The 22,522-nt window shown below is 62.3% G+C and carries 21 protein-coding genes; 11 read left to right on the top strand and 10 right to left on the bottom strand.

Annotated features, from left to right (window positions below; genetic code table 11):
• Positions 1 to 123: 123 nt before the first annotated feature.
• Entirely contained in the window at positions 124 to 1,668 is a 1,545-nt protein-coding gene (locus tag CAG46_RS02810; protein ID WP_085615990.1) for a PLP-dependent aminotransferase family protein, read from the bottom strand.
• 90 nt (positions 1,669 to 1,758) lie between these two features.
• Between CAG46_RS02810 and CAG46_RS02815 the strand changes: the two genes are divergently transcribed.
• Genes CAG46_RS02815 through CAG46_RS02825 form a run of 3 tightly spaced genes read left to right on the top strand, consistent with a single transcriptional unit; the run spans position 1,759 to position 3,525 of the window.
• A complete protein-coding gene (locus CAG46_RS02815; RefSeq protein WP_085615992.1) occupies positions 1,759 to 2,388 on the top strand; it encodes an FMN-binding negative transcriptional regulator in 630 nt (209 codons plus the stop codon).
• An 11-nt stretch (positions 2,389 to 2,399) separates the two neighbouring features.
• A complete protein-coding gene (locus tag CAG46_RS02820) occupies positions 2,400 to 2,846 on the top strand; it encodes a GNAT family N-acetyltransferase (RefSeq protein ID WP_025341140.1) in 447 nt (148 codons plus the stop codon).
• A 7-nt stretch (positions 2,847 to 2,853) separates the two neighbouring features.
• On the top strand, positions 2,854 to 3,525 hold the full coding sequence (locus tag CAG46_RS02825; RefSeq protein ID WP_085615994.1) for a GNAT family N-acetyltransferase: 672 nt from the start codon (positions 2,854 to 2,856) through the stop codon (positions 3,523 to 3,525).
• A gap of 184 nt (positions 3,526 to 3,709) precedes the next feature.
• Here CAG46_RS02825 and oadA read toward each other — a convergent pair whose 3' ends face one another.
• Both oadA and CAG46_RS02835 read right to left on the bottom strand, forming a co-directional pair.
• The gene (gene oadA / locus CAG46_RS02830; protein WP_025341144.1) at positions 3,710 to 5,518 is read right to left on the bottom strand and encodes a sodium-extruding oxaloacetate decarboxylase subunit alpha; all 1,809 of its coding nucleotides are present in this window, start codon (positions 5,516 to 5,518) and stop codon (positions 3,710 to 3,712) included.
• 11 nt (positions 5,519 to 5,529) lie between these two features.
• Positions 5,530 to 6,945 (bottom strand): acetyl-CoA carboxylase biotin carboxylase subunit, encoded by a 1,416-nt coding sequence (locus tag CAG46_RS02835; protein WP_013974837.1) that lies wholly within the window; start codon positions 6,943 to 6,945, stop codon positions 5,530 to 5,532.
• A gap of 189 nt (positions 6,946 to 7,134) precedes the next feature.
• On the opposite strand from CAG46_RS02835, the gene CAG46_RS02840 reads away from it, so the two are divergent.
• On the top strand, positions 7,135 to 8,097 hold the full coding sequence (locus CAG46_RS02840) for a LysR family transcriptional regulator (protein WP_046615347.1): 963 nt from the start codon (positions 7,135 to 7,137) through the stop codon (positions 8,095 to 8,097).
• Here CAG46_RS02840 and CAG46_RS29015 read toward each other — a convergent pair.
• Entirely contained in the window at positions 8,039 to 8,257 is a 219-nt protein-coding gene (locus tag CAG46_RS29015; protein WP_075046785.1) for a PA3496 family putative envelope integrity protein, read from the bottom strand. The two genes, CAG46_RS02840 and CAG46_RS29015, sit on opposite strands and share 59 nt — an antisense overlap.
• A 215-nt stretch (positions 8,258 to 8,472) precedes the next feature.
• Entirely contained in the window at positions 8,473 to 9,339 is an 867-nt protein-coding gene (hexR, locus tag CAG46_RS02850) for a transcriptional regulator HexR (protein WP_011536461.1), read from the bottom strand.
• A 103-nt stretch (positions 9,340 to 9,442) separates the two neighbouring features.
• Between hexR and zwf the strand changes: the two genes are divergently transcribed.
• The 5 genes from zwf (at position 9,443) to CAG46_RS02875 (ending at position 15,273) form a co-directional block, all read left to right on the top strand.
• On the top strand, positions 9,443 to 10,885 hold the full coding sequence (zwf, locus tag CAG46_RS02855) for a glucose-6-phosphate dehydrogenase (RefSeq protein ID WP_025341145.1): 1,443 nt from the start codon (positions 9,443 to 9,445) through the stop codon (positions 10,883 to 10,885).
• A gap of 88 nt (positions 10,886 to 10,973) precedes the next feature.
• Positions 10,974 to 11,288 carry a hypothetical protein gene (locus CAG46_RS02860; RefSeq protein ID WP_085615996.1) on the top strand — a complete coding sequence of 105 codons (315 nt, stop codon included), beginning with the start codon at positions 10,974 to 10,976 and terminating at the stop codon, positions 11,286 to 11,288.
• 130 nt (positions 11,289 to 11,418) lie between these two features.
• The gene (uvrD, locus tag CAG46_RS02865; protein ID WP_025341147.1) at positions 11,419 to 13,605 is read left to right on the top strand and encodes a DNA helicase II; all 2,187 of its coding nucleotides are present in this window, start codon (positions 11,419 to 11,421) and stop codon (positions 13,603 to 13,605) included.
• 291 nt (positions 13,606 to 13,896) lie between these two features.
• A complete protein-coding gene (locus CAG46_RS02870) occupies positions 13,897 to 14,751 on the top strand; it encodes a Tim44 domain-containing protein (RefSeq protein WP_013974842.1) in 855 nt (284 codons plus the stop codon).
• Positions 14,752 to 14,865: 114 nt separating this feature from the next.
• The gene (locus CAG46_RS02875; RefSeq protein WP_025341149.1) at positions 14,866 to 15,273 is read left to right on the top strand and encodes an SMI1/KNR4 family protein; all 408 of its coding nucleotides are present in this window, start codon (positions 14,866 to 14,868) and stop codon (positions 15,271 to 15,273) included.
• Between the two features lie 261 nt (positions 15,274 to 15,534).
• On the opposite strand, the gene CAG46_RS02880 is transcribed toward CAG46_RS02875, so the two are convergent.
• Positions 15,535 to 17,295, bottom strand: coding sequence for a cation:proton antiporter (locus tag CAG46_RS02880; protein ID WP_085615998.1), 1,761 nt, complete (start codon positions 17,293 to 17,295; stop codon positions 15,535 to 15,537).
• Positions 17,296 to 17,638: 343 nt separating this feature from the next.
• On the opposite strand from CAG46_RS02880, the gene CAG46_RS02885 reads away from it, so the two are divergent.
• A complete protein-coding gene (locus CAG46_RS02885; protein WP_003260046.1) occupies positions 17,639 to 18,124 on the top strand; it encodes an acyl-CoA thioesterase in 486 nt (161 codons plus the stop codon).
• Here CAG46_RS02885 and pdxY read toward each other — a convergent pair.
• Positions 18,121 to 18,993 (bottom strand): pyridoxal kinase PdxY, encoded by an 873-nt coding sequence (gene pdxY / locus CAG46_RS02890; protein WP_085616000.1) that lies wholly within the window; start codon positions 18,991 to 18,993, stop codon positions 18,121 to 18,123. The two genes, CAG46_RS02885 and pdxY, sit on opposite strands and share 4 nt — an antisense overlap.
• Positions 18,994 to 19,113: 120 nt before the next feature.
• Between pdxY and CAG46_RS02895 the strand changes: the two genes are divergently transcribed.
• Complete coding sequence (locus tag CAG46_RS02895; protein ID WP_015272369.1) at positions 19,114 to 19,506, top strand: DUF3301 domain-containing protein; 393 nt, start codon at positions 19,114 to 19,116, stop codon at positions 19,504 to 19,506.
• Here CAG46_RS02895 and CAG46_RS02900 read toward each other — a convergent pair whose 3' ends face one another.
• From CAG46_RS02900 to zigA, 3 genes are read right to left on the bottom strand one after another with little or no spacing between them, the layout of a single operon-like run.
• Positions 19,507 to 20,478 (bottom strand): GTP-binding protein, encoded by a 972-nt coding sequence (locus CAG46_RS02900; RefSeq protein ID WP_085616002.1) that lies wholly within the window; start codon positions 20,476 to 20,478, stop codon positions 19,507 to 19,509.
• A 40-nt stretch (positions 20,479 to 20,518) separates the two neighbouring features.
• Positions 20,519 to 21,145: a DUF1826 domain-containing protein gene (locus CAG46_RS02905; protein WP_075046795.1), complete on the bottom strand. Its 627-nt coding sequence runs from the start codon at positions 21,143 to 21,145 to the stop codon at positions 20,519 to 20,521.
• Positions 21,142 to 22,350 carry a zinc metallochaperone GTPase ZigA gene (gene zigA, locus CAG46_RS02910; RefSeq protein ID WP_085616004.1) on the bottom strand — a complete coding sequence of 403 codons (1,209 nt, stop codon included), beginning with the start codon at positions 22,348 to 22,350 and terminating at the stop codon, positions 21,142 to 21,144. Before zigA ends, CAG46_RS02905 begins: the two co-directional genes overlap by 4 nt.
• Positions 22,351 to 22,522: the final 172 nt, after the last annotated feature.

Consider the following 22,522-nt stretch of genomic DNA (forward strand, 5'->3'; position numbering starts at 1 on the left):
GGATCGCGCAAGCTTGAGGATTTAGAGCAAGGCAGTTGCTCCCCAGGGCTGCACAGCTCTCAAGACCGGTGCAGGTCCCTGTGGGAGCGGGCGTGCCCGCGAAGGGCCGCACAGCGGCCCCATTCACTTTCTCCAGGCCTTGCGCAAGCGCATCAACGCCTCGGCAATCTCCCCCTCCGGCACCGCTGCAAACCCCAGCACCAGCCCTGCCCTTTTATCCACAGGTACCTCGCTGTCCGCCAGCCAGAAATTGCTCAGCGGCGTCACCTCCACCCCCACCGCTTCAGCCTTGGCCACCAGTTCCTGCTCCCGGGCAAAGTTATCCACATCGACCTTCACATGCAGCCCGGCCGCCACCTCCGGCATGCCGCCCAAACCCGGAATATCCACAGGCCAGCCAGCCTTCAGCACATTGCGCCGGCTCAACGCTGCCTTGCGCATGCGCCGGATATGCCGCTGGAAGTGCCCCCGGGCCATGAACTCGGCCATCACGCACTGGCTACTGACCTCCGAATGCCGCACCGCCAGCGCCCTGCCCTGGCTGAACGCCTGCGCCAGTTGCGGCGGCAGTACCAGGTAGCCCAGGCGCAACGCCGGAAAGGCGATCTTGCCAAAGGTACCGACGTACAGTACCCGCCCGTGCCGGTCGAGCGCCGCTAGCGGGGCCAAGGGCGCACCGCTGTAGCGATACTCGCCGTCGTAGTCGTCTTCGATGATCCAGCCTTCGCTGCGCTCGGCCCAGGCCAGCAGTTCCAGGCGTCGCGCCAGGCTCATGGTCACCCCGGTCGGGTACTGGTGGGCTGGCGTGACATAGGCCAGCCGGCAATCCGTCAGCTGCCCGAGCCGGCGACAGTCCATGCCATCCTCGTCCACCGGCACGCCACACAACCTGCCACCGGCCAGCGCAAAGGCATGCCCGGCTGCGCGGTAACCCGGGTTTTCCACAGCCACACCGTCGCCGGGCTGCAACAGCAACTGTGCACAAAGGCTGATGGCCTGTTGCGCACCACTGGTGATCACAATTTGTTCAGCAGTGCAACTCAGCCCACGCGAGCGACGCAGGTAGGCTGCGATCAGTTCACGCAGCAGTGGCTCGCCTGCCGGGTCACCATAACCCAACTGCGCCGGAGCCGGGTTGCGCCAGAAACCCGCCTGCAGCTTGGCCCAGACGTCGAACGGGAACAGGTCGAACGCCGGAATACCGACGCGAAAAGCACGCGGTGCACCGCTTCTTGGGGGCGGCAGATGGTTACTTTTCAGGCGCTGCAAAGGCTCGCTGGAACAGCGCTTGCTGGATAAATCCTCAGTATTTTCTGAGGAAAATGTGGATAAGTCTGTTGATAACCCCCGGGATAACCCTGTGGATACTTGTGTGGATAGTTTTGCAGCGGAGAGTTTCGGTAACTGGCTGACATAGGTGCCGTCGCCTACCCGGCTTTCGATGTAGCCCTCGGCATATAGCTGGTCATAGGCCCGCACCACGCTGTTGCGTGACAGCGCCAGCATGGCGGCCAGATCACGAGTGGCCGGTAGCCGCGTGCCACTGCTCAGGCGCCCGTCCAGCACCCGCGCACGTAGCGCCTGATACAGCTGCTGGCTGAGCCCGCGGCGGCGATCGAGGGCGATTCCGGCAGGGTCGAAAGGCAATACTAGGGTGCGCTCGCTCACGGTATTGGACCTATAAAAACAGCTGTTAATGGCTCTTACTATGAACCAATAGCCTGCCTAGGATGGAGCCATCGCACAAGGAAACCGAGCATGTACAACAGCAAACCCCATCAGGAACACGACCTCGGGCGCCTGCACCAGCACATGCTCGACACCCGCCTGGCCATCCTGGTCAGCAAGGGCGAACAAGGCCTGCTGGCCACGCACCTGCCCGTGCTGGTCGATATCGCCGAAGGCGAATTCGGCACCGTCTATGCCCACCTGGCGCGGGCCAACCCCCAGTGGCACGACCTGAAGCAAGGTGGCGAAGCCCTGCTGGTGTTCCCCGGCGCCGATGCCTATGTCAGCCCCGGTTACTACCCGAGCAAGGCCGACAACCCCAAGGTGGTGCCAACCTGGAACTACCTGGCCGTGCACGCCTATGGCCCGGCCGAAGTGATTCACGAAGCCGAGCCATTGCTGGCCATTGTCAGTCGCCTGACCGAGCGCCACGAACAAGGCCGCGGCGAACCGTGGAACGTCACCGATGCCCCGCGTGACTACCTCGATGGCATGCTCCGCGCCATCGTCGGCATCCGCCTGCCCATCGCCCGCCTGCAAGGCGCGCGCAAGCTCAGCCAGAACCGCTCTGAGCAAGACATTGCCGGCGTGCGTGAAGGCCTGAGCGCCAGCCCCGATTACCTGGATAACCAACTCGCGGCGCACATGCGCCAACTCTGAAGGAATAGCCCATGTCCAGCGTTACCCTGCGTCCTGTTACCACCCAAGACCATGCTGCCTGGCTCGCCCTGTGGCAGGCCTACTTGCACTTCTATGAGTCCGAATTGACCGAAGAGGTCAGCCTCAGCACCTGGCAACGCCTGCTCGACCCGAACGAACCGACCCATTCGGCCCTTGCCTGGGTCGATGGCAAGGCAGTGGGCATGGTCAACTTCATCTACCATCGTTCCAACTGGAGCATCGGAAACGCCTGCTACCTGCAGGACCTGTACGTGGACAGCACACAGCGCGGCCTGGGCATCGGCCGCCAGCTGATCGAGCACGTCTACGCCAAAGCCAAGGCCGACAACTGCGCCAAGGTGCACTGGCTGACCCACGAGACCAACGCCACCGCCATCAGCCTGTACCAACAGGTTGCCGAGCGCTCGGGCTTCATCCAATTCCGCAAAGAGTTCTAAGCCGAACATGACCGACGCATTGAACTGGAAACCCGCCACAGCTCCCCAGGCCGAGCCCATCGACGGCCGCTTCATCCGCCTGGAAAAGCTCGACCCGGCGCGCCATGGCGACGACCTCTGGGAGGTGCTGCAAGGCCCGGCGGCCGACCCGGCGCTGTGGGACTACCTGCCCTATGGCCCGTTCACCGAACGTGCCGCCTTCGACCGTTGGCTGGAAGGCAACGCCGCTGGCCGCGACCCGCTGTTCTACATCGTCATCGACCGCGCCAGCGGCCAGGCCCAGGGCATCCTGAGCCTGATGTCGATCGTGCCCGACCACGGCCGCATCGAAATCGGCCACATCGCCTTCGGCGCTGCCATGCAGCGTACGCCCAAGGGCACCGAAGCGGTGTACCTGCTGGGCAAGCTGGGCTTCGAACTGGGCAACCGCCGGCTGGAGTGGAAGTGCAACAACGCCAACGCACGCTCCAAGCGTGCGGCGGAGCGGTTTGGCTTTGTCTATGAAGGCGTGTTCCGCAAGCACTTGGTGGTGAAGGACCACAATCGGGATACGGCGTGGTATTCGATTACCGATGATGAGTGGCCGGCGGTGGCTGCCGGGTTCGAACGTTGGTTGAGCGAGGAAAACCAGAAGCCCGAGGGGCAGGTGCAGACCTTGGAGGCATGCCGCCAAGGTTGAGAATTACACTGGGCCAACCGGCCTCTTCGCGGGCTTGCCCGCTCCCACAGGTTTTCCACAAGTCTCGAGACTGGTGGTGTACCTGTGGGAGCGGGCAAGCCCGCGAAGTGGCCGGCAGATTCAACGCAAAAAAAGGGGAGCATCCGCTCCCCAGAGGTAAACCGCTTGTAGATGAGGGCTTATCTCAGCCTTCGATCTCGATCAGGATCTCGCCCGGTGTCACGCGGTCGCCCTTGGCCACGTGGATGGCCACGACCTTGCCAGCGATACCCGCCTGCACTTCGGTCTCCATCTTCATGGCTTCGGTGATCAGCACGGCCTGGCCGGTCTTGACCATGTCGCCTTCCTTGACCAGCACATCGACGATGTTGCCTGGCATGGTGGTGCTGACATGGCCCGGGGCACTGGCCTGCTTGCGCTTGCTGCTGCCGCCGCCGACGAATTCGTTGAGTGGCTCGAACACCACTTCTTCCGGCATGCCGTCGATCGACAGGTAGAAGTGGCGCTTGCCTTCGGCCTTCACGCCCACACCGGTGATGTCGACGCGGTAGGTTTCGCCGTGCACGTCGATGACGAACTCGGTCGGTACGCCTTCACCGCTATGGGACGCCACTGCGCCCGCTTCAGGAATTGGCAGCAGGACTTCAGGGGTCAGGGTGCCGGCTTCGCGTTCTTCGAGGAACTTACGGCCAATGTCCGGGAACATGGCGAAGGTCAGCACGTCTTCTTCGCAACGGGCCAGGGCGCCGATATCGGCACGCAGCTTGGCCATTTCCGGCTTCAGCAGGTCGGCCGGGCGCACGTCGATCACTTCTTCACTGCCGATCGCCTGACGGCGCAGCTGCTCGTTGACCACGCCCGGAGCCTTGCCGTAACCACCTTGCAGGTACAGCTTCACCTCGTTGGTGATGGTCTTGTAGCGCTCGCCGGCCAGCACGTTGAAGAACGCCTGGGTACCGACGATCTGCGAGGTCGGGGTTACCAGCGGTGGGAAGCCGAGGTCTTCACGCACGCGCGGGATCTCAGCCAGCACTTCGTTCATGCGGTTGAGGGCGCCCTGCTCCTTGAGCTGGTTGGCCAGGTTGGAAATCATGCCGCCCGGTACCTGGTTGACCTGCACGCGAGTGTCCACGGCGGTGAACTCGCTTTCGAACTGGTGGTACTTCTTGCGCACGGCATAGAAGTACAGGCCGATTTCCTGCAGCAGCTCCAGGTCCAGGCCGGTATCGAATTCGCTGCCCTTGAGCGCGGCAACCATCGACTCGGTACCCGGGTGGCTGGTGCCCCAGGCGAAGCTGGAGATGGCGGTGTCGATGTGATCGGCGCCGTTTTCCACAGCCTTCAGCTGGCACATTGCGGCCAGGCCGGCAGTGTCGTGGGAGTGGATGAACACCGGCAGCGACTGCTCGGCCTTCAACGCCTTGACCAGTTCGCCGGTGGCGAACGGGGTCAGCAGGCCGGCCATGTCCTTGATCGCCACCGAGTCGCAACCCATGGCTTCCATCTGCTTGGCCTGCTTCACGAAGGCTTCGATGGTGTGTACCGGGCTGGTGGTGTAAGCGATGGTGCCCTGGGCGTGCTTGCCGGCAGCCTTGACCGCTTCAATGGCCACGCGCAGGTTACGCACGTCGTTCATGGCATCGAAGATGCGGAACACGTCGATACCGTTGACCGCTGCCTTGGCGACGAACGCCTTGACCACATCGTCGCTGTAGTGGCGGTAGCCCAGCAGGTTCTGGCCGCGCAGCAGCATTTGCAGGCGGGTGTTGGGCAGCGCCGCGCGCAGCTTGCGCAGGCGCTCCCACGGGTCTTCCTTGAGGAAGCGCACGCAGGCGTCGAAGGTGGCGCCACCCCAGACTTCCAGCGACCAGTAGCCGACCTTGTCGAGCTTGTCGCAGATCGGCAGCATGTCTTCGGTACGCATGCGGGTGGCCAGCAGGGACTGGTGGGCGTCGCGCAGGATCGTGTCGGTTACGTGAATTTTCTTGGACATTATGGGGTTCCTCACAGGCCTGCGTGGGCGGCGATGGCAGCGGCGATGGCCAGGGCCAGCTCTTCGGGTTTGCGCTTGATCGAGTAGTTGGTCAGTTCCGGGTGGCTTTCGACGAAGCTGGTGTTGAACTGGCCGCTACGGAATTCGGGATTGCGCAGGATTTCCTGGTAGTACGCGGCGGTGGTCTTCACCCCTTGCACGCGCATGTCGTCCAGGGCCCGCAGGCCGCGGTCCATGGCTTCTTCCCAGGTCAACGCCCACACCACCAGTTTCAGGCACATGGAGTCGTAGAACGGCGGAATGGTGTAGCCGGTGTAGATCGCCGTGTCGGTACGCACGCCCGGGCCGCCGGGGGCGTAGTAACGGGTGATCTTGCCGAAGCTGGGCAGGAAGTTGTTCTTCGGGTCTTCGGCGTTGATGCGGAACTGCAGCGCGTAACCGCGATGCTGGATGTCTTCCTGCTTGACCGACAGCGGCAGGCCCGAGGCAATGCGGATCTGCTCACGGACGATGTCGATACCGGTGATTTCCTCGGTGATGGTGTGTTCCACCTGCACCCGGGTGTTCATTTCCATGAAGTACACCTCGCCATCGGCGAGCAGGAACTCCACGGTACCGGCGTTCTCGTAGTTCACTGCCTTGGCCGCACGCACCGCCAGGTCGCCGATGTAGGCGCGCTGTTCGGGGGTGAGCTGTGGGCTCGGGGCGATTTCGATGAGCTTCTGGTTGCGGCGCTGGATCGAGCAGTCGCGCTCGAACAGGTGCACGACGTTGCCAAAGCTGTCACCGAGGATCTGCGCCTCGATGTGCTTGGGGTTGACGATGCACTTTTCCAGGAACACTTCCGCAGAACCAAAGGCCTTGGTAGCCTCGGAAATGACGCGGGGGAAGTTCTGTTCCAGTTCTTCACGGCTGTTGCAACGGCGAATACCACGGCCGCCACCACCAGAGGTGGCCTTGAGCATGACTGGGTAACCGATGCGGTCACCTTCACTCAGGGCTTCGTGAATATCGGCAACGTTGCCTTCGGTACCCGGGGTTACCGGTACACCGGCGGCGATCATGGTGCGGCGTGCTTCGGTCTTGTCGCCCATGCGGCGAATGACCTCGGCGGCCGGGCCGATGAACTTGATCCCGCGCTCGGCGCAAATCTCTGCCAGTTCAGCGTTTTCCGACAGGAAACCATAGCCGGGGTGCAAGGCATCACAGCCGGTTTCCACAGCCAGGTTCACCAGCTTGCGCGGGTTCAGGTAACCGGCCAGCGGCTCGGCACCAATGCTGTGGGCTTCGTCGGCGCGCTTGACGTGCAACGCGTGGCGGTCGGCGTCGGAATAGATTGCCACCGAGCGAATGCCCATCTCGGCGCAGGCACGCACGATCCGAACTGCAATTTCACCTCGGTTGGCGATCAGGATTTTTTTTATCACTGGAGTCTTCCCAAAGCCGTAGGAACAGTCGAGCCGGTTCTCCCGGTCGGCGCGTGACCAGACGTTGCTGGCCAGTCGCACATTCACCCTAGCGCTGTAGATTGATAAACAAAAATCAATATTTGTTAGGGGCTGTATTAGCAAAAGCTTATAGTGCGGTAACAGGGTGTTGCCGAAGGGCGGATAAAAATGCGTAAGTCCTTGATGCGTATGACTTTGCGTCAATTGCAGATCTTCAACGAGGTATGCGATTTGCGTTCGTACAGCCGTGCGGCGGAAGAGATGGCGCTGACGCAACCCGCCGTTAGTCTACAGATCCGCCAGCTGGAAGAACTGATCGGCCAGCCGCTGTTCGAGTACGTGGGCAAGAAGCTCTACCTGACCGAAGCTGCCGAGGCCCTGCAACGCGCCAGCCGCGATATCTTCGGGCGCCTGGAGAGCCTGGACATGCAGCTTTCGGACATGCAGGGCTCATTGCAGGGGCAGTTGAAACTGGCGATCGAGTCCAGTGCCAAGTACTTCGTGCCACACCTGTTCGCGGCCTTCAAGCAGCGTCACCCGGAGGTCAACCTGACCCTGACGGTGGTCAATCGCGCCCAGGCCATCCGCCGCCTGTCGGACAACCGCGACGACCTGATCATCATGTCCATGGTGCCGCAGGACATGGGCCTGGAGTTTCTGCCGTTCCTCAACAACCCGATCGTCGCGGTGGCGCCGCCCGAGCACCCGCTGTGCAAACTGGAGCAACTGCGCCTGCAGGACCTGGAGCCTCATACCCTGCTGGTCCGCGAACAGGGTTCGGGCACGCGCAAGGCTTGCGAGGAATACTTCAAGGACAAGCGCGTGCATTTCACCCAGACCCTGGAGGTGGCCTCGGCCGACGCCCAGCGCGAATGCGTGATCGCCGGCCTGGGCATTGCCATGCTTACCCGCCATGCGGTCAACCTGGAGCTGGCCACCGGTGTGCTGAGGGAGCTGCCCGTGGAGGAACTACCCCTGTACCGCAGCTGGTGCGTGGTGCAGTCCAAGGCCAAACGGCAGTCGCCGGTGGCCTTGGCCTTCCTGGCGTTCATCCGCAGCGAACGTGCGCTGATCAGCGCACTGGTTGAGCGTTTTTCGGGGAAGCTGCTGCCGACGCCTGCCAGACCGTGAGCTCTTGCAGCTCGGGGTAATCCACTAGTTCGCGGAGCAGTTGACGTTGGTCGCAATAGCTCTCGATCGCGCGGCGGTATTCCATGCGGCGCTGATCCTTTTCCTGCTGCTTGCGAGCCTTGGCGCTGGGTTGGTACGTACCGTCGAAGTCACGAGCCATTGCCTGTCTCCCAGATAGGATGCGGGAGTTTCAGACTGGCTTGAGTGGTTTACGGTTTGGCTGTGGAATGGTGACAAAACAGTGAATTTTTGCTGCCTGTGCTGGCCCTATCGCCGGCAAGCCAGCCCCCACAGGTACTCCACAGGACTCGAGGCCTGTGGTGACTGTGTGGGAGCCCGGCTTGCCGGCGATAGGGCCAGCACAGGCAATGCAGATCAGTCGTCGGTAGCCTTGATCGACTTGGGCGACAAGCGCAGGCTGCGCAAGCTGCGCTTCACACTCTTCAGGTGGTTGACCAGGCTCGGCCCGCGCGCCATGGCCACGCCCATGGCCAGCACGTCGATCACCACCAGGTGGGCGATACGCGAGGTCAGCGGGGTGTAGATTTCGGTGTCTTCATGCACGTCGATCGCCAGGTTTACCGTCGACAGCTCCGCCAGCGGTGTCTGGCTTGGGCACAGGGTAATCAGGTTGGCGCCGCTCTCACGGACCAGGTTGGCGGTGATCAGCAGGTCCTTGGAGCGGCCCGACTGGGAAATGCATACCGCCACATCACCCGGCTTCAGGGTCACCGCCGACATCGCCTGCATATGCGGGTCGGAATAGGCTGCCGCGCTGAGCAGCAGGCGGAAGAACTTGTGCTGGGCATCGGCCGCTACCGCACCGGAGGCGCCAAAGCCATAGAACTCCACACGCTGCGCCTGGGCCATGGCGGTCACCGCCTGCTGCAGCGCCTGCGGGTCGAGGTGCTCGCGCACTTCCATCAGGGTGTGCAGCGTGGTGTCGAAGATCTTCAGGCTGTAGTCGGCGACCGAGTCGTCTTCATGGATGGCGAACTGGCCGAAACTGGCCCCCGCAGCCAGGCTCTGCGCCAGCTTCAGCTTCAGGTCCTGGAAGCCCGAGCAACCGATCGCGCGGCAGAAACGCACGATGGTCGGTTCGCTGATACCCACGCTGTGCGCCAGGTCGGCCATGGAGCTGTGCATGACGGCAGCCGGGTCGAGTAGCACGTGGTCGGCTACTTTGAGTTCCGATTTGCGCAGCAGGTGGCGCGATTGGGCGATATGTTGCAACAGATTCACAGGCTGGACTCGGTTATGATCGGCTGGCCGGGTTGTAGCTATCTTGTAGTTATACTACATGGACGCCAACCCGCCCAGTTAAACGAACGTGGAGAGTGGTGGTTTGACTATTCCTTGCGACATTCTGGTCTTCGGCGGCACCGGCGATCTGGCCCTGCACAAACTGCTTCCGGCGCTCTACCACCTGTTTCGCGAGGCCCGTCTGAACAACGCCGTGCGCATCATCGCGCTGGCACGACGCAACTTGCCACGTAACGATTATCTCAAGCTCGCCGAGCGCCATTGCCGGGCACAAATTGCCCGCAACGACTTCGACGAAGAGGTCTGGCAGCGGTTTTCCGCGCGGGTCGACTATTTCGCCATGGATGCTTCGCAAAGCGCCGACTTCGGCCGCCTGGCGCGCTACCTGGGCGAACCCGGCGGCTTGACGCGCATCTTCTACCTGGCCACCGCCCCCAACCTGTTCGTGCCGATTGCCAAGCACCTGCGTAACGCCGGCCTGGCCGACGCCGAAGCGCGCATCGTGCTGGAAAAGCCGATCGGCCACTCGCTGGAATCGGCTACCGCCATCAACGAAGCGATTGGCGCAGTGCTGGAGGAAAACCAGGTATTTCGCATCGACCACTACCTGGGCAAGGAAACCGTGCAGAACCTGATGGCCCTGCGTTTTGCCAACGCCCTGCTGGAGCCGGTGTGGCGCAACAATCAGGTCGACCACGTGCAGATCAGTGTTTGCGAGACCCTGGGTGTAGAGAACCGCGGCGCCTACTACGACCGCGCCGGGGCGACCCGCGACATGTTGCAGAACCACCTGCTACAGCTGCTATGCCTGGTGGCCATGGAGCCGCCCGCGCAGTTCGAGGCCGAAGCGGTGCGTGACGAGAAGGTGAAGATCTTGCGGGCCCTCAAACCCATCACTGGCCAGGACGTGCAGGACAAGACCGTACGCGGCCAGTATGGCGCCGGGCGCATCGGCGGCCAGGAAGTGCCGGCCTATTACTTCGAAAAGGACGTCGACAACGACAGCGACACCGAAACCTTCATCGCCATCGAGGCGCACATCGACAATTGGCGCTGGGCGGGCGTGCCCTTCTACCTGCGGACCGGCAAGCGCATGGCACGGCGCTCATCGCAGATCGTCATCCAGTTCAAGCCGGTGCCCCACGAGCTTTTCAATGGCGGCCAGGTCAACCAGCTGCTGATCCAGCTGCAACCGGACGAACGCATCAGCCTGCGCATGATGACCAAGAGCCCGGGCAAGGGCATGCGCCTGGAACCTGTGGACCTGGACCTGAATCTGGCCCAGGTGTTCAGCCAGACCCGCCGCTGGGACGCCTACGAGCGCCTGCTGCTGGATGTGCTGGAGGGCGACTCGACGCTGTTCATGCGCCGCGATGAAGTGGAAGCGGCCTGGGCCTGGATCGACCCGATCATCAAGGGCTGTGAAGAGCACTTCCAGGCACCGCGACCGTACCCGGCAGGCAGTAACGGGCCGGAGCAAGCCAACAGCCTGCTGGCCAGGCACGGCAGGCACTGGCATAGCTGAAGCACTGCCCTGCTCCCGCGGCAGGCGAAAGGGCAGAAAGTAGCCCCAGCGCGCTGGCGCTACTTTCAACCCGAGACAGGAGCAGACAATGGCTACTATCACCAACCTCGTTGCAATCAACGACATCGCCCACGGCAAGCAGGTTTTCAGGGTTCATGGCACCGTTACGGTCGCCTCTCCGGCCATCGAACCGGTGCTGGTCGAGCCCAAGCTGCGCCACCGGGGTGGCTGGGAAGTGCTGGAGCTTCAGCTGCTGGATAGCGGCGCAATCACCCCGCAGGTGCTGACCGAAAAAGCCGTGGTTTTCGAACGTGCAGGCGGCACTGGCTGGAAAACCGTGGAGATCATCCATGCCGACGGTTCGCAGCGCTGCGAAATTCGCACCATCGAGGCGATTGACTGAGCCGCTGCCTGTCAGGCCGCCCGAGCGGTGGCCTGGCACCTGCCATCGGCTCGATGAACGGGCATGCGGCAGGTGAATATTTATACAGTAGAGGTTTGCCCCATTTCCTGCCGCGCCCTAGAATGGCCCGATGCGCACAGACGACCTCTCCCTCCTGCTGAATTCCCTCAACGATGCCCAACGCCAGGCCGTAGCGGCCACGCTCGGGCGTCAACTGGTGCTTGCTGGCGCCGGTTCCGGTAAAACCCGCGTGCTGGTGCACCGCATTGCCTGGCTGATCCAGGTGGAGCAGGCATCGCCGCACTCGATCCTGTCGGTGACCTTCACCAACAAGGCCGCGGCAGAAATGCGCCAGCGGATCGAGCAACTGCTGGGCATCAACCCAGCGGGCATGTGGGTCGGCACCTTCCACGGCCTGGCCCATCGCCTGCTGCGGGCCCACTGGCAGGAAGCACGGCTGGTGCAGAACTTCCAGATCCTCGACAGCGACGACCAGCAGCGCCTGATCAAGCGGGTGATGCGCGAGCTGGGCCTGGACGAGCAGAAATGGCCGGCACGCCAGGCCCAGTGGTTCATCAACGGGCAGAAGGACGAAGGCCTGCGACCACAGCATATCCAGGCCGGGGGCGACCTGTTCCTGTCGACCATGCGCGACGTCTATACCGCCTATGAGCAGGCCTGCGAGCGCGCCGGGGTCATCGACTTCTCCGAGCTGCTGCTGCGCGCCCTGGACCTGTGGCGCGACCACCCGGGCCTGCTGGAGCACTACCAGCGGCGCTTCCGCCACGTGCTGGTGGACGAGTTTCAGGATACCAACGCCGTGCAGTACGCCTGGCTGCGCCTGCTGGCGCGCGGCGGTGACAGCCTGATGGCGGTGGGCGATGACGACCAGTCGATCTACGGCTGGCGCGGTGCCAAGATCGAGAACATTCACCAGTACACTGCCGACTTCCCCGACGCCGAGATGATCCGCCTGGAGCAGAACTACCGCTCCACTGGCGGCATCCTCAAGGCAGCGAACGCGCTGATCGCCAACAACAGCGGGCGCCTGGGCAAGGAGCTGTGGACCGACATGGGCGAAGGCGAACCGCTGACCCTGTATGCGGCCTACAACGAGCACGACGAAGCCCGCTACGTGGTGGAAACCATCGAGAGCCTGGTCAAGCAGGGCAATGCGCGCAACGAGATCGCCATTCTGTACCGCTCCAACGCCCAGTCGCGGGTGCTGGAAGAAGCCCTGCTGCGCGAACGCATCCCCTACCGCATCTACGGTGGCCAGCGCTTCTTCGAGCGCGCCGAAATCAAGAACGCCATGGCTTACCTGCGGCTGATCGAAGGCCGTGGCAACGATGCAGCCCTGGAGCGGGTGATCAATGTGCCGCCACGTGGCATTGGCGAAAAAACCGTCGAAGCCATCCGCGAGCACGCCCGCCACAGCCAGGTGTCGATGTGGGAGGCCATGTGCCAGCTGCTCGCCGCCAAAGCCCTGAAAGGCCGCGCGGCCAGTGCCCTGGGTGCGTTCATCGAGCTGATCGAGGGGTTGGCGGCCAAGGTCGTGGACATGCCACTGCATACCATGACCCAGACCACCATCGAGCAGTCCGGGCTGATCATCTATCACCAGGAAGAAAAGGGTGAGAAGGGCCAGGCACGGGTAGAAAACCTTGAGGAACTGGTCAGCGCAGCGCGCAACTTCGAGTCCACCGAAGAAGACGCCGACCTCTCGCCACTCTCGGCGTTCCTCGGCCACGCTTCGCTCGAGGCAGGCGATGCCCAGGCCGACGAGCATGAAGACAGCGTCCAGCTGATGACCTTACACAGCGCCAAGGGCCTGGAGTTCCCGTATGTGTTCCTGGTGGGCATGGAAGAAGGCCTGTTCCCGCACAAGATGAGCCTGGAAGAGCCCGGCCGCCTGGAAGAGGAACGCCGCCTGGCTTATGTGGGCATCACCCGCGCCATGCGCCAGCTGGTCATGACCTACGCCGAAACGCGTCGCCTGTATGGCAGCGAGACCTACAACAAGGTGTCACGTTTCGTACGCGAAATTCCGGCAGGCCTGGTTCAGGAAGTGCGCCTGTCCAACAGCGTCAGCCGCCCGTTCGGCGGGGCCAAGACGGCCACGAACAGCAACCTGTTCGCCAATGCCAGCATTCCGCAGACCGCGTTCAACCTGGGCCAGCGTGTTCAGCATGCGGTGTTTGGCGAGGGTGTGATCCTCAACTTCGAAGGCTCCGGCGCCCAGGCGCGGGTGCAGGTGAATTTTGCCGAAGGCAGCAAGTGGCTGATGCTGGGGTATGCCAAGCTCGAGGCCATCTAAAAGCCTGCGCGGTCCCTTGTGGATCGGCCTTTGTGGGAGCGGCCTTGTGTCGCGAAAGGGCCGCAAAGCGGCCCCACGATTGTGGCTTTGACGCTGATATCTTGGGGCTGCTTCGCAGCCCTATCGCGACACAAGGCCGCTCCCACAGGTAATGCGCCAGCATTCCGAGGGCAGGTCGTGCCGGGTTTGTAACATTCAGGCAAAAGCTCGAAACATTATGTCGCTGGTCATGTGCCCGGGAACCTGTGCACCATGACGCGCGTGCAATCCACAACAGGGGATATCCCACTTATGCAACGTTTTCTTAGCATCGCTCTGGCGCTCTGCGTCGGCCTGACGCTGAGCCTGGACGCCAACGCCAAGCGTTTTGGCGGCGGCAAGAGCTCGGGCTCCGCGCCTATTCACCAGACCCGCCAGGCCACGCCAACCACGCCTGCCGCCGCGCCGACCGCACCTGGCCGTGCCGCTCCGGCCGCCAGCGGTGCTTCGCGCTGGTTGGGCCCTCTGGCCGGCCTCGCCGCTGGTGGCCTGCTGGCTTCCATGTTCATGGGCGACGGTTTCGAAGGCTTCCAGATCATGGACTTCCTGATCGTGGCGCTCATCGCCTTCCTGGTGTTCCGCTTCATCGCCGCGCGCCGTCGCCAGCAGCAGCCGCAAATGGCCATGCCGGGCCATGCGCCGATGCAGCGTGAAGCTCACGCGCAGCCTGCCCAGCCGTCGATCTTCGGTGGTTCGGCCGCACCTGCTGCCGCAGCCGCCCCGGTGATCAACGCCCCTGCCTGGTTCAACGAGCAGAACTTCCTGGCTGCTGCCCGTAACCACTTCCAGGCGCTGCAGCAGCACTGGGACGCCAACGAGATGGACAAGATCGCCGAGTTCGTCACCCCGCAGATGCTCGAGTTCCTCAAGCGCGAGCGCGCCGAACTGGGTGATGGCTTCCAGTCGACCTACATCGACAACCTCGAGGTACAGCTGGACGGTGTCGACGACCGCGCCGACCGTACCGACGCCACCCTGACCTTCCGTGGCGTCTCGAAGAACTCGCGCTTCGACCAGGGCGAAGTGTTCAGCGAAAGCTGGCACATGGTCCGCGCCCAGGGCGAAAACCAGCCTTGGCTGGTGGCCGGTATCCGTCAAAACGGCTAACCGCTGCGTGCTGCACAAAAACCCCCGGGCCTGTCCCGGGGTTTTTGCTTTTGCCAGAGTGGCCTACTAGGGTATAACGCGCAGCGTTGTCATCTAGGTCAGAGGAAGTGAACCGTGGAAGAAGTGATCGAACAACTCCGTGAAGCCAACGAGCCAGTGCCGGTGCCCCTTGAGCTTCCCGACGAGGACCAGCTGGTCGAGATCGAAGAAGAGCTGTTCATCAACATTCCGTTCGTGTTCAAAGAGTTCCTGCTGACCGTCAGTGATGTGGTGTATGGCTCACTGGAGCCAGTGACCGTTACCGACCCACAGTCGCATACCTACCTGCCAGAAGTCGCCGCCAACGCCTGGGATGCCGGCGTGCCACGTGACCTGATTCCGCTGTGCCAGGACGGCGACAACTACTACTGCGTCGAAGAGGATGGGACCGTGGTGCTGTGGGATGCCGAAGAGGAAATCGTCGGTGAAGACAGCTGGGAATCGGTGTGGCACTGGGCGCGGGATGTCTGGCTGGAGAGCTGATTTTAATCTCTGATCTGGTCCTGCTTGTGCCGAACTCTTCGCGGGTAAACCCGCTCCCACAGGTACTGCACAGGTGTTGAGCATTGTGCAGTACCTGTGGGAGCGGGTTTACCCGCGAAGAGGCCGGCACAGGAATAGGAAAAAATATGGCCTAGTGCCATCAATGTAGTCAAAATCGCCAGGCTTTCTGCGCCTGGCGACATCGCTACCGCTCCATCCCCTCGGACGACGGTGAAATCTTGCGCAGGGAGTATTGCCCCCTCAGTGCGTATTCTCGCGGCTGTTCTCCAGCGTCTCCAGCAAGGCAATCTGCATGCGCGTATGCACGCGGATAAACCAGCGCCACAGCAAGGCCACCACCACCGCAGCCACCACGGCAATCACCAGCAGCAGCTCGCTGGTGGGCAGAATGCTCGCCGACAGCGCCGAGAGCAGCAGGAAAATCACCAGCAGCGACAACAGCGGGATCACCTCGGCAATCACACGGCGCACGCGCTGGGTATGCCGCCCGGCCGTTTCCGGCTTGACGCCCATCTCTGCCAATAGCATCGACAGCGCCTTGAGCTTTCGATAGGCGGCAATCAGGAATGGCAGCGACAGCAATAGCGCTGCGCCCCAGATCAGCGCTTTCTGTTGGCTGGCATCGCTGACCCACTCGCTGAGCCAGTTGCCGATCCGCCCGGCGAAATAGCCACCACTGAAGAAGATGGCGATCACCAGCGCCAGGTTCACCCCAACCTGCAACAGGATGCGCCGGATCATCGCCGCGAGCATGGCGCCCTCGCCCTGCGGCTGGATGCTGCGCAACCATTCGCCATACAACGACAGCACCCGCGCCAGGCGGCTGGGCACCACCTTGCCCAGCTTGAGTGACAGCGGGTCGGCGGCACGGATCAGGTAGGGTGTCAGCAGCGTGGTGATTGCCGATACCGCCACAGCCACCGGGTAAAGGAAGTCGCTGGTCACCTGCAGGGTCATGCCCAGCGCGGCGATGATGAAGGAAAACTCGCCAATCTGCGAAAGCCCCATGCCCACCCGCAGCGATGTGCGCCCGTCATTTCCGGCAATGAACGCGCCCATGCCACACGACAACATCTTGCCCAACACCACCGCCAAGGTAATGACCACGATCGGCCAGGCGTAGTCGATCAGCACCTGGGGGTCGATCATCAGGCCGATGGCGACGAAGAAGATGGCGCTGAACAGGTCGCGTACCGGTTCGATCAGGCTCTCGATTTTCAGCAACTGGCGCGACTCGGCCATGATCGCACCAATCAGGAAGGCGCCAAGCACCATGCTGTACTCGAGCTTCACCACCAGCAGGCAGAAGCCGAAGCACAGGCCCAATACGGTTATCAGCAGCATCTCGTTGCTTTCGAACTTGGCCACGTAGGCCAGCAGGCGCGGCACCAGCAGGATGCCGATGACCAGCGCAACGATCATGAACAGCGACAGCTTGCCGACAGTGGAGAACACCTCGCCCGAGCTGACCGTGCCGCTGACGGCAATGCCCGACAGCAGGGCGATGATGCCGATACCGAGGATGTCCTCGACGATCAGCACGCCGAATATCAGCTGGGCGAAACGCTCGTTCTTCATCTTCAGGTCGTTGAGCGCCTTGACGATGATGGTGGTCGAGGAAATCGCCAGGATGGCGCCGAGGAACAGCGAATCCATGGTGTTCCAGCCGAACCAGCGGCCGATCTCGAAGCCGATCCAGATCATCAGCACGATTTCCAGGAACGCCGCGATGAACGCCGTGGCGCCTACCTTGAACAGCTTGCGCAGGCTGAATTCGAGCCCCAGGCAGAACATCAGGAAGATCACCCCCAGCTCGGCGAGGGTCTTGATGGTGTCTTCGTCGTGGATCAGGCCGAACGGTGGGGTGTGCGGGCCGATGATGAAGCCGGCGACGATGTAGCCCAGCACCACAGGCTGCTTGAGGCGGTGAAAGAGAATGGTGACCACGCCAGCAACCAGCATGATGACTGCCAGGTCCTGGATGAAGCTGATGGCATGCATGGCGTGATACTCCTTTTCTCGTCCGTTGCTGGATGCCTGGGCAGACCGCTCCTCTGCCAAGGCAAACCTGAGCGAGCAGCAAGTACATACTGTTTTGAATGCAGGAAAAGCCCATGTTGCATGGGTGTAGTCAGGTTAACATCGCACCCCGCCGCAAAAAGGCGGTGCAATATGCAGAAACAGATCGGCTGGAAAAGCGCCGCTGATGGCATGATCGGCGTGACGATGGAGCGTCAGCCAACGTCCCGTACCAGGAAGGCAAATTCAAAAGAGGGGAACACAAGTGTCTGCAGATAATGCCCCCCATTCGCCCGATTCAGCGCAACCTCACCGTGAGCACACTATGGAACCTGGAAACGCCCAGCTGAGCATGACCGTCCTGATGACCCCGGACATGGCCAACTTTTCTGGCAACGTACATGGCGGCACCCTGCTCAAGTACCTCGACGAAGTGGCCTATGCGTGCGCCAGCCGCTATGCCGGCAGCTATGTAGTCACCCTGTCGGTCGACCAGGTGATCTTCCGTGAGCCGGTGCACGTGGGTGAACTTGTGACCTTCCTGGCGTCGGTCAATTACACCGGCAACACCTCGATGGAGGTGGGCATCAAGGTGGTGACCGAGAACATCCGCGAGCGCTCGGTGCGCCATTCCAACAGCTGCTTCTTCACCATGGTCGCGGTCGACGACAACCGTCGCCCGGTGCAGGTGCCGCCGCGCCAGCCGCAAAGCAGTGAAGAAAAGCGCCGCTTCCTGCAGGGCCAGCAGCGCCGACAGATCCGTCAGGAGCTGGAGAAGCGCTACCAGGACCTGAAAACCGACGCGATTTAAAGCGCCAGCAGCTGTGCCTCGAAGCGTACCCTTGGGTGCGCAATGCGGTCCTGGGCCCGCACCAGCTGCAGTTCATAGCTGGAGCAGGCCTGGGTTTCGAGCAGCACTTCGTGTACGGCCGCAGCGGTGAATTCGAACGCCTGCACCCAGCTGTCGCCGAGCAGAACGCGGGCCAGGAACAGGCCTGAAGTCAGGTCACCCACCCCTACCGGCTGCCGCGGGAACGCCAGCAGCGGGCGGCGCAGGTGCCAGCTTTGCTCGGTGGTCACCAGCAGCATCTCGAACTGGTCTTCGGCGCGCCCGGGGTACGCCAGGTGCTTGACCAGCACCACCTGCGGCCCGCGCTGCAACAGGCTGCGCGCCATGTTCACGCAGTCCTCCAGCGACTGCGCTCGGCGGCCACAGAAGCTGTCCAGTTCCAGCTGGTTGGGGCACAGGATGTCAGCCCTGGCAGCCGCCTCGTCGAGCAGGAACTCGCTGACCTCCGCTGGCACGATGCAGCCCTTCTCAGGGTGCCCCATGACCGGGTCGCAAAGGTACAAAGCCTTTGGGTTGACTGCCTTGATGCGCTCGACGCCGGCCAGAATCGCCCGACCTTGTTCGGCGCTGCCCAGGTAACCGGACAGCACCGCGTCGCAATGGCCCAGCTCGCCGATGTTGGAAATGCCTTCCACCAACGCAGGAATTTGCGCGGGGGCAAGCACTTCACCCGCCCACTGGCCATACTGTGTGTGATTGGAGAACTGCACGGTATTGAGCGGCCACACATTGACCCCGATACGCTGCATGGGAAACACCGCGGCGCTGTTGCCGGCGTGGCCGAACACCACGTGGGACTGGATGGCGAGCAGGTGCGGGGTACGTTTCATGCGGGAGGTTTCCAAAGCTGTTTCAGGGATTGTGCGCAACGCAGTATGAACTCGATTGCCACCTGTACGACAGGCCAGGGACGCAGTTAAGCTGGATCGACCTGTTTGGAGCATACGCAAATGTTGACCCTGGAAAACCTCTTCGTCCTGATGCTGGTCGCCACGGCAGGCGCCTGGTTGTGGCACAACCACGGGTTGCGCGAGAAAGCCCTGGAACGGGTCAAACAGCATTGCGCCAAGCTCGACCTCGAACTGCTCGACGACGCGGTCGCACTCAAGCGTATCGCCTTTGTCCGTGACGCCAACGGCCGCAAGCGCCTGGCGCGCGTCTACGCCTTTGAGTTCACCGTCACGGGCGAGCAGCGCCACCCCGGTACCGTGACCCAGTTCGGCGCCCACAGCGTACAGATCGAACTGGCGCCCTACCCGTTCGAGATCAAGACCCCACCACGCACCGACAATGTCATCGAGATGCAGCAGTGGCGCCAGGAGCACAACCGCTGGCGCAACTGATCAGCTGACACGACATTCGCTCAACCCGGCCTGCAGCGCGGATTGCGATTGCGGCTGGTCGAAAATCAGCTCGATACGCGTATCCCTGCGCCAGTCGCTTGGCTGCCAGGCGGGCATGTCCCCATTCAGGCCATTGAATGATTGCCAGCCCTCCACGCTGTGGATAACCCCCTTCGCGCGCCGCCACGGCCAAGCCCGCAAGAACGCCTGCAGCCGCTGTGGATAAAACTGCTGGCCAGGGTGCCAGCGCCAGCCGATGCTCCAACCTCCCTCCCCCTGCTGGGCAAGACAGATAGGCTGTCTGGGGTCTGCCCATAGCGCTGCCGGTGGATTTACAAGATTGTCGACAATCCTGTTATCCACAACCGAGCTGTCGACAATGCCATTGGTTATAGCCGGAAGGTCCGACAAGGGCAACCTACCCTGGACGGTCCAGAAGATTTTCTTTCCATGAAATTTATTAGTTATCAACAACTTAGTGCTTCCATCCACAGCCTCTGATTTGTTCAAGACAACGCTTTCAGCAGCATCGAACGCCTGCTGTTGATCCTCCGGAAGCTGCTCGTTCCGGACCATCGACTGCGCGTCCACGACCATCAGCAATGGCTGTATTGTCAGCACTCCAGCCCAAGGGGCTTTTTGCAACTGAGCGAGCAACTGCAAGGGATGACCCAGCCCGGACGGCTCGATGAACAGCCGGTCAGGGCGGGATTTGCGCAGCAGTCGGCCCAGGCCCACCTGGAACGGCATGCCATTGACGCAGCACAGGCAGCCACCTGCGACCTCGCCGATGGCGATGCCGTCTTCGTCACGGCTGAGCAAGGCCGCATCCAGGCCTACCAGGCCGAATTCGTTGATCAACACCGCCCAGCGCTCGTTGGCCGGGCGCTGGGCCAGCAGGTGACGGATCAGGGTGGTCTTGCCGGCCCCCAGCGGGCCGGCAATCACGTGGGTGGGAATGTTCTGCAGCATGGGGCGGCTTCGGGCGATGGTGATGCCTCACTATGCGCTGTCAGGCCAGCCAGTCAAGGCTGAGCAGCAGGCGCCCCAGCTGCCCCGAGGGCGAGCGGTGCACCAGACCCGCGCCTTCGTTGCCCTGCCACTTCTCACCTTTGAGCACAGCCACATCGCCAGCTTGCAGGTGCTGAACGTTATCCACAGGCAGTATTGCTGTGTGTAAGTTGCCACGAGGGCTCGCGTCCTCTTTCAACCACTCGCTACCTGGGCCTGCGTAGGTAGTGAGCAGACGCAGCGGAACGTTATCCACATGGAAGCGCGGGCACATCGGGCCTGTCAGTACCCGCAGGCGCAAACCTACCCGCTGCGCACCCACCAGGCAGGTATAGGCCGCCACCAGCCAGGCCACATCCGCCACGAATGCCTCATAGCCGTGCAAGTCGGCCGCTTCGCGCAAGAGTTCGGTGAATACCGGCATGTGCTGCTCGTCCACATCGATGACGCGCTGGTCTGCCAAGGGCTGGCCGAGGCTGACCACCAGCGCGGCAAAGTCCTCCAGTTGTGGCGGCAAGCGTCGGCGCCATACCGCCAGGTTCACGCCATCCTGCAGCACATCGGTCAGCACCTGCGGTGTCTCGCCAAATACCTGGAAAATATCCACAGGCTTGCGTGCAGGGTTCATGCTGCCGCCTCCTCATGCCATGGACCGAACGGATCGGGCAGGCGCAACCAGCCCATGTGCCCCAATTCCATTTCCTGATCGGTCAAAAGGCATGCATCGAGTGCTGTGGATAATTTTTCGAAGTCGATATTCTGCCCGATGAACACCAGTTCCTGGCGGCAGTCACCGCTCTCGGCAACCCAGTTCCTCAAGATCGCGGCGGTGTTATCCACATCCTGTGGCCACTGCTCGCGCGGCACGAAACGCCACCAGCGGCCCGCCAGGCCATGGCGCATCATGCCGCCTGCCTGCGACCAGCTGCCGGCCTCCTGGTATTTGCTCGCCAGCCAGAAAAAACCTTTGGAACGCAGCAATCGGCCATTGCTCCAGGGCGTGTGGATAAAGTCGAAAAAGCGCTGTGGATGAAGGGGGCGCCGGGCCTGCCAGGTGGTGGCGGCAATGCCGTACTCTTCGGTTTCCGGCACATGCTCGCCGCGCAACTCTTGCAGCCAGCCCGGTGCCTGGGCGGCCTGGTCGAAGTCGAACAGGCCGGTGTCAAGGATGCGTTCCAGCGGTACCTGGCCCATGACCATGGGCACGATCTGCGCCCGGGCATTGAGGCTGCGCAGAATGGCCATGAGCTCTTCGCGCTCGTGCTGGCTGATCAGGTCGATCTTGCTCAGCAACAGTACATCGGCGAACTCGACCTGCTCGATCAGCAAGTCACTGATCGAGCGCTCGTCCTCCTCACCAAGGGTTTCGCCACGGCTGGCCAGGCTGTCTGCTGCCTGGTAATCACGCAGGAAGTTCAAGCCATCGACCACAGTGACCATGGTGTCCAGACGCGCCATGTCGGACAGGCTGCGGCCCTGTTCGTCGCGGAAGGTGAAGGTCTCGGCCACCGGCAGTGGCTCCGAGATCCCCGTGGACTCGATCAGCAAATAATCGAAACGCCCTTCTTCGGCCAGCCGCGCCACCTCCTCGAGCAGGTCTTCACGCAACGTGCAGCAGATGCAGCCATTGCTCATCTCCACCAGCTTCTCCTCGGCACGGTTGAGGCTTACATTGCGCTGCACCTCGCTGGCATCAATGTTGATTTCGCTCATGTCATTGACGATGACCGCAACCCGCAGGTTGTTGCGGTTACGCAGCACATGGTTGAGCAAGGTGCTTTTGCCGGCGCCAAGGAAGCCGGACAGCACGGTGACAGGGAGACGGTTGGACATGGCGAAACCTCTTCAGGCGAGCGCATTCGAAACGATGCATTGCACAATGTTATAAAGTAACAATACAATTTCGCCAAGCCGTTCGTGACGAACGAATGCCCACCGGGAGGACAAATGAACCCGCCACGTGCAAGGGTGCCCCTCCCGGCATTGCAGCTTGATCGGTGGTGGC

Origin of the sequence: Pseudomonas sp. B23(2017) (assembly GCF_002113725.1) — a bacterium.
GTDB lineage: Bacteria > Pseudomonadota > Gammaproteobacteria > Pseudomonadales > Pseudomonadaceae > Aquipseudomonas > Aquipseudomonas putida_Z.